Source organism: Flavobacterium sp. N2038 (assembly GCF_025947185.1).
GTDB lineage: Bacteria > Bacteroidota > Bacteroidia > Flavobacteriales > Flavobacteriaceae > Flavobacterium.
This window is the reverse complement of record NZ_CP110001.1, coordinates 1,287,114-1,298,958: the sequence shown is the minus strand read 5'-3', so window position 1 is coordinate 1,298,958 and position 11,845 is coordinate 1,287,114. Positions and strand designations below refer to the sequence as shown.

Below are 11,845 nucleotides of genomic sequence, written 5' to 3'. Positions count from 1 at the left end.
CCTGACTACTATAATCTGTTATCAGCTATAGTCCCCAACACTCCTTTTACATCATATAATAAACTATTATCATTTTGTAATTCTGAAAAATTTAAATCTAAAAACTCAGCATGTGCTACACCCAAAATGATCGCATCAAATTTTTCTTTTGGAATTGAATTTACTGTTGTTAATTCATATTCTTCTTTTACTTCTTTAACATTAGCTAATGGATCATAAATTGTCACCGACATACCATATTCCGTCAATGCTTTAATCACATCAACAATTTTAGTATTCCTTACATCAGGACAATTCTCCTTAAAAGTTATACCTAGCATTAAAAGGCTAGCGCCATTAACCGATATACCTTTTTTTATCATCAATTTTACTACCTGAGAAGCGATATACTCCCCCATACTATCATTTAAACGTCGTCCCGCTAAAATTATTTCAGGATGATATCCAAACTCCTGTGCTCTTTGTGCCAAATAATAAGGATCAACACCAATGCAGTGTCCACCTACTAAACCAGGCTTGAAAGGTAAAAAATTCCATTTTGTTGCTGCTGCCGCTAATACTTCCTGAGTATCAATATTCATTAGGTTGAATATCTTTGCCAACTCATTTACAAAAGCAATATTTATATCTCGTTGAGAGTTTTCTATCACTTTAGCTGCCTCTGCTACTTTTATTGATGGTGCCAGATGAGTTCCGGCTGTGATAACCGATTTATACAAGGCATCAACCCTAAGTCCAATATCAGGAGTTGAGCCAGAAGTAACTTTTAAAATCTTCTCAACAGTATGTTCTTTATCACCTGGATTTATTCTCTCAGGAGAATATCCCGCAAAAAAATCTTCATTAAAAACAAGTCCGGAAACTTTTTCCAAAACAGGGACACATTGTTCTTCTGTTACTCCAGGATATACCGTTGATTCATAAATAACAATGTCACCTTTTTTTAATATTTTACCAACTGATTCACTTGATTTATATAAAGGTGTTAAATCTGGGCGATTATTTTTATCTACAGGCGTAGGAACCGTTATTATAAAAAAATTACATTCGGAAATATCTTCTAATAAATTTGAACAATACAAACCTTTTTCAGCACTTGGACTGTTAACCAAAACTTTTTTTAGAGTCTCAGCGTCTACTTCTAATGTACTATCAAAACCAGAATTTAAACTTTTTATTCTTGCCTCATTTATATCAAAACCTACAACAGAATATTTAGTAGCAAATAATCTAGCTAAAGGCAAACCAACATAACCTAAACCAATGACGGCAATTTTTATATCGTTACCCATTTTACTCTCTTTTTTACTTATTTCGTTCATCACAATTCACGGCTTCGCCTCTCTGTGTCACATAAATATAACACAGATATTAAAAGTTCAATTTTGCGCAAATATAAGGTATTACTTCTACTTATTCAATACGGTTTCCCTTAAAGCACTAAAAACAAAATACCAAAACATTATAATCCCGTAGTAATCCGTAAATTATAGCAGAAATAAATCCATAATAACAAAAGAAAACAGGTAATATAACCTGAAAAATAAGGTTTTATTACCTGTTTTCTTTGGATTTTAGCCTTAAAACAAATTACTTATATTTAATTTTCAAAACACAACCTAATGATTCGAGTATTAAAATATAATGTGTCTTTGAAACTTCCTGAACTATTGCCTCTTGATTACTAAATACCCCAGTCTCTAATTTTATCTTATCTCCGACTTGAATTGTCGCAACCGTTACATCGCTAATATTAGGTGACGAAAGGCTGTTTTTAATAACACTAATTTCTTCATCTTTTACTATAGCAGGTTTTCCTAACCAAAATAGATATCTTATTACTCCTGAAACTTGAAAAACACTATTACGATCAGTATCGTTTAAATGAACAAAAACATAAGAATTAAACAAAGGCACTTCAACTTTTTTCTTACGATCTGACCATTGTTTTACCTGTGTAATTAATGGACAATAACATTCAATGCCAACTTGATTTAGTTTTTCAGCAACTTTCTTTTCCCATTTAGGCTTTGTGTATATTACATACCAGTTCATAATTTTTATTTAAATTGAAACAAAGCATTCAAATCACATTTAAGAACCTATTCCTTTGTATATAAAACCAATTGATTCTAATTCCTTAGCATTCAATATATTTCTTCCATCAAAAAGAAATGCTGGCTTATGCATTGAATCATAAATTTTTTGCCAGTCATAAGTTGTAAATTCATCCCATTCTGTCAGAATTGCAATTGCATGAGCTCCTTCGCATGCTTTATAAGCATCTTCAAATATAGATAATGCTTTACTATTTTCTTCAACTGATCTGGTTTGCAAATAGTCCAAATCACTCAGCATTTTATTCCTTGAAACTTTTGGATCATAGACTGAAATTTTAGCCTGCTCATTAATCAAATCATCAGCAACATAAATGGCAGCAGATTCGCGAGTATCATTTGTATCTTTTTTGAAAGCCCATCCTAAAAATGTAATTTTTTTATCGGCAACTGTATTATATAAAGTTTGAACAATTTTATTTGAAAACCTTCTTTTTTGATGATCATTCATAATAATAACTTGTTCCCAATAATCAGCAACTTCATTTAATCCGTATGATTTAGCTATATAAACTAAATTCAGAATATCTTTTTGAAAACAAGAACCACCAAAACCAACTGATGCTTTTAAAAATTTTGAGCCAATTCTCGAATCCATACCAATCGCTTTAGCCACTTCATTAACGTCTGCCCCAGTCTTTTCACATAATTCTGACATTGCATTTATTGATGAAATTCGTTGAGCCAGGAAAGCATTTGCTGTTAATTTTGACAATTCTGAAGACCAAACATTAGTTTTCAAAATCTTAGTTTTGTCTACCCAGTTTGCATATACATTGACCAACGCATTTATTGCATCCTGACCTTCAGGCGTTGTGTCTCCTCCAATTAAAATACGATCCGGATTTAACAAATCAGTTACAGCAGTACCTTCTGCCAAAAACTCCGGATTTGATAAAATTTGAAATTGAACTCCATTTCCGGTATTATCTAATATACTCTTGATAGCTTCAGCAGTACGAACTGGCAAAGTGGATTTTTCAACCACAATTTTATTTTGCTTTGCAACCTTAGCAATTTGCCTTGCACATAATTCAATGTATTTTAAATCTGCAGCCATTCCTTTTCCTTTACCATAGGTTTTAGTTGGCGTATTTACAGAAATAAAAATCACCTGAGCTTCATCAATTGCTTTTTCAACTTCTGTAGAAAAGAAAAGATTTCTACCTCTTGCCTCAGCGACAATTTCTGCAAGTCCTGGTTCATAAATTGGAATATTATCTGTGTTTGGATCATTCCAATCTTTAATTCTTTGTTCGTTCAAATCAACAACCGTAACTTGAATATTTGGACATTTTTGAGCAATTACTGCCATAGTTGGACCTCCAACATAACCTGCACCAATGCAACAAATTTTTGTAATTTCCATTTAATTTTTATATTATGTAATCTATAACTTATTTTAAATTATTCCAATACCAATTTACAGCCTCCTTTAATCCCTCTTTCAAAGAGTATTTTGGATTATAACCCAATATCTTTTTTGCCTTATCGATACTTGCTAAAGAATGAGGTATATCGCCTATTCTAGTATCACCATAGATAATCTGCACATCGGCAATTTTTGAATCAAATTCAGATAAATATTCTTTAAGATATTGAACCAAATCATTCAATGTATTCCTATCTCCAAATGCAGTATTATAAACCGCATTTACAGCTTCAGATTTTTGGCATTTTAGTGCTAATTCATTCATTTGAATCACATTATCTATATAGGTAAAATCTCTGGAATAATTTCCGTCTCCATTTATCACCGGACTTTCATAATTCATTAATTGCATAACAAACTTTGGAATTACTGCTGCATAAGCACCATTAGGAGTTTGTTTTCTTCCAAACACATTAAAATAACGTAATCCAATAGTTTGTAAACCATACGTCTTTCCAAAAATCTCCGCATATAATTCATTTACATATTTTGTAATAGCGTAAGGAGACAATGGTTTTCCGATCACATCTTCAACTTTTGGCAATCCTTCCGAATCTCCATATGTAGAAGAGCTTGCTGCATATACAAATCGTTTAATATTTGCATCTCGAGATGCCACCAGCATATTCAAAAAACCCGAAACATTTACATCATTAGTGGTGATTGGGTCATTTATAGATCTTGGAACAGATCCTAATGCAGCCTGATGCAAAACATAATCAACTCCTTCAACTGCCAATTTACAGTCGTCCAAATTTCGTATATCTCCTTCGATCAATTTAAATTTTGGATTCTCAAAAAAATCTCTCAAATTTTCACGACAACCTGTTGAAAAATTATCTAAACAAATAACATTATGCCCAGCACCTAAAAAATACTCACATAAATTTGAACCTATAAATCCTGCCCCTCCTGTTATTAAAATACTATTTTGAGCAAATGTTCCCATCTGAAATTATTTTTTTGACAATCTATTAAAAATAGTTTTCACAAAACTTGATTTTTCTACTTCATCATGATACCCATTTGAATAAGCTCCATAACCATATCCATAGGCTGACCCATATTTTGCTTTATTCTCATAACCATTCAAAACTATACTGGCATTATTTAATTCTCCTCTTTTGATCCTAGTATTCAACAACGTAATCATATCTTTTTTAGTATAGTTTTGTCTAACAATATACAAGGTAACATCAGCATATTGAGCTAACTCAAGAGCATCAGAAACCAAACCTACCGGTGGAGTATCCAAAATAATATAATCATATTTTTCCTTTAACTCATCTATCAATTCTTTCATAGCATCACTCAAAATTAATTCTGAAGGATTTGGTGGTATTGGCCCAGAAAGAATCACATCTAAATTTGGAACTTTTGTCGCACTTATAATTTCCGACAAACTATTTTGCTTAATTAAATAATTCACAACTCCAGTTTTAGTGATTAAGCCAAACTCATCAGCTAATCTCGGCTTCCTCAAATCTAATCCCACAATTACAGTCTTCTTTTCGCTTAGAGCAAAAACTGTTGCAATATTTATAGAGCAAAACGTTTTACCTTCTCCACTTATAGAAGAAGTAATCATTAAAGTTTTTGTACCATTAACTTGTTGTTTTTTATACAAAAATTGCAAAGACGAACGTATTCCTCTAAAAGCTTCTGATAGTGCCGATTTTGGCTTATCAAAAACAGCTAAACTCTTAGCATCCTTATTAACTCCAATAACTCCAATTAACGGAATTTGACTTACTTTACTAATGTCATCAGCATTTTGAACAGAGTTATTGATAAAGAAGATCCCAAAAACCACTAATAAAGGAATCAGTATTCCTAAAAACAATGCCAATATATAATTAACAGAAGTTTTAGGTCCAATTAATCCTTCCCCAATATCTTTTGCAGGATCAATAAAATGAATATCTGATAAATTGGAAGCTTTAACAATTTCAGCTTCATTCCTTTTTTGAAGAAACTCTGTATAAATATTATCATTTAGATCATATTTACGCTTAATTTTCAACAATTCCTGTTGCTCTTCTGGTAACCTCTTAACTGTACTTTCCGCTTCACCAATTTTAGCATTAACCAATGACAAATCATACAATAAAGAAGATTTTGCTGAAGCAATATTCTCTAACAAAACATTTTTTACCGCTTGCATTTGATTATCAAAATCTTTGAAAATCTTTTCACTTTTAACAGCGTAACTCATTTCTGATCTTTGCGCAGAAAGTTCAATAAGCCTTGACACATTCGCAACTATATTTGGATCTTCAATTCCCGCAACAGATGGTGCTGGTAAACGCGAATAATCAACACTATTATTCAGGTAAGCTTTTAAAGAATTATAATACGTTATCTTCCTTGTAACCTGATCCTTTTGAAGATCAAAACCCATTATTTTATCGGAAACCTTTGCACCACCTCCTTCAATTTCATAGATATTTTTATCTTTTCTAAAAGATTTAAGCTCATTTCCAGTCTCCTTTAGTTGCGACTCCATTGCAACAAGGGTGCTATCAATAAATCTTATGGTATTATTTGCAAACTGATTTTTTCCATCCAACTGGATTTTGATTAACATTTTAACTGTCGAATTCAGGTATTCAACCAATCTTGCCTTATTAGTTCCTTGCATTCCCAAAGTCAGAATAGAGCCTCCTTTATCATCCGCATTAATACTTATTCCCTTATAACGAGAAACAATACCATCAAAATCATTAAATCGAACAAAATATTCATTCCCCACATAAAGTCCTGGATTTTCTTTTATTTCCAATTTCCAATTCAAAAAAGGCACAGAAACTTGTTGTCCGACTTTAAATCTTTTAACATATTCGACAGGCTGAACAGCTGTACTAGAATAAGTATTTTCGGAATAGTTTACTATTGATACTGAATTACTTTCAAATAGAATACGAATTTCATATTCGTTTGCAGTTAAAAACTTAATTTTAATTAAGCTATTTGCTAATTGTCCTTTTGTTTTATCTATATTAACGTAAAATGGAACAGCTCCATAAGAATCTACCAGATTATATTTCCCCTGAGTCAGATAATCGATATAATACTGCAACTTATTAACTACTTGCTCATTATGAGATCTGGATTGTAGTATTGTAGAAATTCCTGTTACTTGATCAGAAATTCCACCCCAATTAAAAACCAAACTTGTATTAGAAGTAAAAAAAGGATTGCTTTCTTCCTTAATAGAAATAACAGTCTCCATTCCGTAAATTTTTTCTTTACGAACGTTAACCTGATATGCAATCACAAATGCAATAATTAAACTAACTAAAAACCATTTCCAATAACTGGCAATTTTTAGCAAAAATCCTTTAAAATCAAAATTGGAATGATTTTCAAAAATCGAAAAATCTTTTATATCTAACATCTTTATAACTCAGCTTTAATTTTTGATAATTAGATAAACGGTTGTTGCCAAAGATAACAACGTAATTATAGTACCTATAGACTGTATACCAGTCTGACCAGTTCCCCAAGTTTTTTGCCTTAATGGTTTTACATAAATATAATCATTTGGCTGTAAATAATAATAAGGCGACTTCATTACATTGGCGTCTGTCAGATCTATTTCATGCATTTGTACACCAGTAGGAGTTTGTCGTATCACTGTCACAGCTTTTCTATTACCAACTGTAGTAATATCCCCAGAATTTGCAATAGCCTCCATAATATTTACATGTTCCTGAAATAATGTTTTTGTACCTGTGCTACCAACTTCTCCGTTTATTGTATATCTAAAGCCCGCTAATTTAACTGTAACAAAAATGTTCGCTTCACTCTTAAAATATTCTTCAAGCAGTTTTTTCTCTATCATAATTCGTACTTCTTCAAGAGTATAACCAATAACGTTTATCTCGCCTAAAATTGGCATTCTGATATTTCCATGATCATCTACTGTGAATCCATCAAAGTATAAAGCTGCCTCAGATTTACCTGTTGATGTAGCATTTTCTGTTTTACTAAAAATAGATACCAACTTAGGATCTATTGCTTTTATATTAACACTCAAAACATCATTAATCTGCAATCTATATGGTTTTGACTCTACTGCTGCAATTGTATTTTGCTCTCCTGTTGAATCCTTATCCTGTAAGTATACCAAATCTTTAATAGGAATACATGAAGTAAAAAGTGAGCTAATTAATAGCAGAATATAAATACTTTTTTTTGTCATTATTTGAATTTTATCCGCAAATATAGTTTTTCCTTTAATCTTTAAAAAATCTATATTTTATTAGAATTTTAGTTAATTACTTTTGAATGTTTTTTCGAATGGAACCCTATGAATAATACTTCTGCCAAGCGTTACTTCATCGGCATATTCCAACTCATCTCCTACAGATATTCCTCTTGCAATTGTAGAAATCACAATTTCTAACTCGGCAATTTGCTTGTAAATATAAAAATTTGTTGTATCCCCTTCCATTGTTGAACTAAGCGCAAAAATAATTTCGACTACTTTTCCAGATTTGACTTTTTCAACCAAACTCGAAATATTCAACTGACTTGGACCAACACCTTCAATAGGCGAAATTTTACCACCTAAAACATGATAAATTCCCTTATATTGGCCAGTATTTTCAATAGCCATAACATCTCTAATATCCTCAACCACACAAATTGTTTGATGATTTCTCACTTCATTGGCACATATCTCACATATTTTGGTATCTGAAATATTATAGCAACTTTCACAAAATTTAATATTCTCACGCATATTTAGTAATGCCTGAGACAGAAAACCAGTTTGCTCTTTTGGTTGTTTAAGCAAATGAAGAATCAATCGTAATGCTGTACGTTTACCTATTCCAGGCAATTGTGACATTTCATTGACTGCTTTTTCTATTAATTTTGATGAAAATTCCATGGCAACAAAAGTAATACTTTTAATGGTTCAGCCATCTTAGAGGCAAGTAAATTCAAAGCTTGTTTAAAATAGAAATTATATCCCAAGAGAAACCTCACATTTATACAATACGATTCTTTCAAAACACATACTTCAACAAAGTGAAATTTATTGCAAAACTAATACTGATTTGTAGCTAACAAAACCAATGTGCAGGCGACTTCGGCTTTAATATTATTCAATTCTAACAATTGGTACAATTCCGGGTTTTCAGTTCCCGGATTAAAAACAACTCTTTTTGGCTGTGCTTCAACAATATAGTTATAGTAATCTCGCTGACGAGCAGGATTTAAGTATAATGTAACAGTATCTATATTTTTAACAGGTATAGATTTAGTATGAATTTTCACACCTGCAACTTCACCACTATTCTGGCCAATTGCTAAAACTGTATGCCCTTTTTGCACTAGCATATTTATGGCTCTAAAAGCGTAGCGTTCTGGTTTTGTAGTAGCACCAAGAACTAGAGTTTTTTTATTTTTCATTTTTTTAATATCTAGCGCAAAAGTAATGAAAAAGTCTGAGCAAACTCTATGATATTGATTTAGAATTACTAGGAAAAAAAGACAATAACTTAATACCAATATGTTCTGAAATACTAAAATTTGATTATTTTTACTTTACTAACCAAAACAATATGGATTTATTCATTTATTTATTTGCTGCACTTTTTTCTGTATTAAACCCTATAGGCACTGTTCCTATTTTTGTTGGATTAACGCAACACGACTCTCAAAAAGAACGTTCAAGAATTTCACTTTGGACTGCTGTAAATGTTTTTATCATTTTAATAGTCTCTTTTTTTATTGGCCAGTATGTTTTAACTTTTTTTGGAATAAGCATTGATGCCTTGCGAATTGCCGGTGGAATTGTAATTGTAAATTCCGGGTTTTCTTTATTATCTGGAAAATTCAATAAAAAACGAGGAATTAATAAAAAAATAGAAAACGAAGCTCAACAAAGAAATGATATCGCATTAACTCCGTTAGCAATTCCAATGCTAGCAGGTCCGGGATCAATTTCTCTATTAATCGCTTTTTATCAGGAGCATCATCAAATGGAAGAAATTGCAATTTCAAGCTTGGCCATTTTTGCAATTGCTGTTGCTATTTTCGCCATCTTAAAAAGCGCTCATTACTTAGCCCGAATATTAGGAGCATCTGGTATTGTGGCAATTTCCAGAATCGTTGGCTTTATCGTTATTTCCATCGGAATTCAATATATAGTAAGTGCTATTGTAAATATTATAAAGGGGAATTTTTAATCCAAATTAATTACTTGCAAAAAAAAGAAAAGGGATAAAATTACAGTGTAATTTTATCCCTTTTCTTTTTTAACTTTCTATCTTTAACTTCTTGGTAAAAAAACTTCTGCCATCATACACCTTGCACTACCGCCACCACAAGCTTCAATAGTATCTAAACTTGAACTCAAAATTTCGGCATGTTTTTCTAATTGTTCAACTTGTTTTGGAGTAAGACTTTGATGTGCTGAAGCACTCATAACAATATATCTCTTATCATTAGTTCCCCGAACTTCTAGCATGTTACCAGCAAAATTATTTACCTGATCTTCGGTAATCAGAATAACTTCCTTTTTATCATCCTTTAAGTTTTCTAAAACCATTTTACGCTCTTTTTTATCATCAATACAATCTGCACAGATAACCGCAAAAGTTTCTCCAAGACACATCATAACATTTGTATGATAAATTAACTTGCGTTCACCATTAACTGTTTGAAAAGCTTCAAATATTACTGGAGCGTAATCAAAATCTTCACAAAACTCAATGAATAATTCTTCATCTGCGCGAGGTGACAAAGCACAATATGCTTTTGAATTTGCACGATCTAAAAGTAAACTTCCAGTCCCTTCCAGGAAATACCCATCATCTTCTGCAGAGGTATAATCCATTATATTTGAAATTTCAAAACCTTTTTCTTCCAAAGTATCCAATATATCTTCACGACGTTCCTGACGACGGTTTTCTGCAAACATTGGATAAAGTGCTACATCGCCATTTTCATGAAAAGAAACCCAGTTGTTCGGAAATATACTATCTGGCGTATCAGTTTCCAAATTATCCTCAATTACAGTAACATCAACTCCAACTGCTCTAAGTTTTTCTACAAAAACATCAAATTCTTGCTGTGCTTTTGCATTTACCGTACTTGGCAATAAGCCATCTAAAACTTTTTGATAATAATTATTTACAGCTGTCTGTTCATTCATTCTGAAAGCAACAGGCCGAATCATTACAATTGCATTTGTTGTTTGTTTCATTTTTTATATTTTTTGTTTGCTTCGCCAATTCGGCTAAAGCCTCGTGTCAAGTTTTAAGTTTCAGGCTTCACGTCTTGTAAAAAACTTGAAACCTGAAACTTGAAACCCAAAAACTATTTTTAATCTCTAATTAATGGTAAAGTTGAACACCTTAATAAACCTTCTTGTTTTGCAATTTCGGCATAAGGAATTTCTTCAACAACAAATCCATTTGCGCGAAGCCAATTATTTAATCGAGTAAAGTTTTTCTCGGAAACCACTACATTCTCATCGATTGAGAACACATTCGAAAACATGTTATACATCTCATCTCTTTCGATATGAAATAAATTTTCCTTTCCAAAAAGATTTACTAAATAGGTATAATCTGCTTCCTCCCGAAAACCTCTTTTATAGATAATACCTTTATTTTTTCCAACTGGCTGAAAACAACAATCAAGATGCAAAGCATTGTCACGAGCTTCTAATTTAGATTTAACTAAATCAAACTCCTTAACAATCTTATTCGGGAATAATTCTTTAATATATTTTACACCATGCATATTGGTTCTTGCAGTAATATAATCTTTATAGTCGCTACCTTTATAAGTTCCAATAAAAATATGATCATTCCAAAGCATTACATCTCCTCCTTCAATATGAACTTCTTCAGGTGGACGAACTACCTTTAACGAATCCATTTGATCAATTACATACTGAATTGCATCAAGTTCACGCTCACGATCTGGCAATATATTAGATTTCACAAACGTATCATCTATCACAAAACCAATATCTCTTGCAAAAATTTGATTGTAATTTTCGATCATTTCCGGACGATATACTTTAACATCATATTTTTGAAAAACAGCATTAAAAGCATCCATTTCAGCAACCATATCTTTTTCGATCGGATAAGTTCCAGCTTTTATATGTTCCAACGATTTAGGATCGTAAGCTTCATCTAAAGAAGGAGTTGGCCCATTATGAACTGCAGAACCCAAAACGACAGCACGTAGTCTGGAGGTTTCGTTCTTTATATTTAATTGCAACATAACTTTATTATATTTTGAACAAAGATAAAAAAAGCTTCACAGT

11 protein-coding genes are annotated in these 11,845 nt (G+C 31.8%); 1 reads left to right on the top strand and 10 read right to left on the bottom strand.

Features of this window, described 5'->3' with window-relative positions:
- Positions 1-8: 8 nt before the first annotated feature.
- The 8 genes from OLM51_RS05850 to OLM51_RS05815 form a co-directional block, all read right to left on the bottom strand.
- Positions 9-1,292 (bottom strand): nucleotide sugar dehydrogenase, encoded by a 1,284-nt coding sequence (locus OLM51_RS05850; protein WP_264553416.1) that lies wholly within the window; start codon positions 1,290-1,292, stop codon positions 9-11.
- A gap of 298 nt (positions 1,293-1,590) precedes the next feature.
- Positions 1,591-2,055 (bottom strand): UpxY family transcription antiterminator, encoded by a 465-nt coding sequence (locus OLM51_RS05845; protein ID WP_264553415.1) that lies wholly within the window; start codon positions 2,053-2,055, stop codon positions 1,591-1,593.
- A gap of 39 nt (positions 2,056-2,094) precedes the next feature.
- Positions 2,095-3,486: a UDP-glucose 6-dehydrogenase gene (locus OLM51_RS05840; protein WP_264553414.1), complete on the bottom strand. Its 1,392-nt coding sequence runs from the start codon at positions 3,484-3,486 to the stop codon at positions 2,095-2,097.
- 28 nt (positions 3,487-3,514) lie between these two features.
- The gene (locus OLM51_RS05835) at positions 3,515-4,498 is read right to left on the bottom strand and encodes an SDR family oxidoreductase (RefSeq protein WP_264553413.1); all 984 of its coding nucleotides are present in this window, start codon (positions 4,496-4,498) and stop codon (positions 3,515-3,517) included.
- Between the two features lie 6 nt (positions 4,499-4,504).
- On the bottom strand, positions 4,505-6,946 hold the full coding sequence (locus OLM51_RS05830; RefSeq protein ID WP_264553412.1) for a polysaccharide biosynthesis tyrosine autokinase: 2,442 nt from the start codon (positions 6,944-6,946) through the stop codon (positions 4,505-4,507).
- 15 nt (positions 6,947-6,961) lie between these two features.
- Entirely contained in the window at positions 6,962-7,753 is a 792-nt protein-coding gene (locus OLM51_RS05825) for a polysaccharide biosynthesis/export family protein (protein ID WP_264553411.1), read from the bottom strand.
- A gap of 72 nt (positions 7,754-7,825) precedes the next feature.
- Positions 7,826-8,446: a recombination mediator RecR gene (gene recR / locus OLM51_RS05820; protein ID WP_264553410.1), complete on the bottom strand. Its 621-nt coding sequence runs from the start codon at positions 8,444-8,446 to the stop codon at positions 7,826-7,828.
- A 158-nt stretch (positions 8,447-8,604) separates the two neighbouring features.
- The gene (locus OLM51_RS05815) at positions 8,605-8,970 is read right to left on the bottom strand and encodes a CoA-binding protein (protein WP_264553409.1); all 366 of its coding nucleotides are present in this window, start codon (positions 8,968-8,970) and stop codon (positions 8,605-8,607) included.
- A gap of 152 nt (positions 8,971-9,122) precedes the next feature.
- Here OLM51_RS05815 and OLM51_RS05810 point away from each other — a divergent pair, with 152 nt between their 5' ends.
- The gene (locus OLM51_RS05810) at positions 9,123-9,749 is read left to right on the top strand and encodes a MarC family NAAT transporter (RefSeq protein ID WP_264553408.1); all 627 of its coding nucleotides are present in this window, start codon (positions 9,123-9,125) and stop codon (positions 9,747-9,749) included.
- 83 nt (positions 9,750-9,832) lie between these two features.
- Here the strand turns inward: OLM51_RS05810 and ctlX are convergent, their stop codons facing one another.
- Entirely contained in the window at positions 9,833-10,768 is a 936-nt protein-coding gene (gene ctlX, locus OLM51_RS05805) for a citrulline utilization hydrolase CtlX (protein ID WP_264553407.1), read from the bottom strand.
- A gap of 119 nt (positions 10,769-10,887) precedes the next feature.
- Positions 10,888-11,802 (bottom strand): dimethylarginine dimethylaminohydrolase family protein, encoded by a 915-nt coding sequence (locus OLM51_RS05800; protein ID WP_264553406.1) that lies wholly within the window; start codon positions 11,800-11,802, stop codon positions 10,888-10,890.
- Between the last annotated feature and the right edge of the window lie 43 nt (positions 11,803-11,845).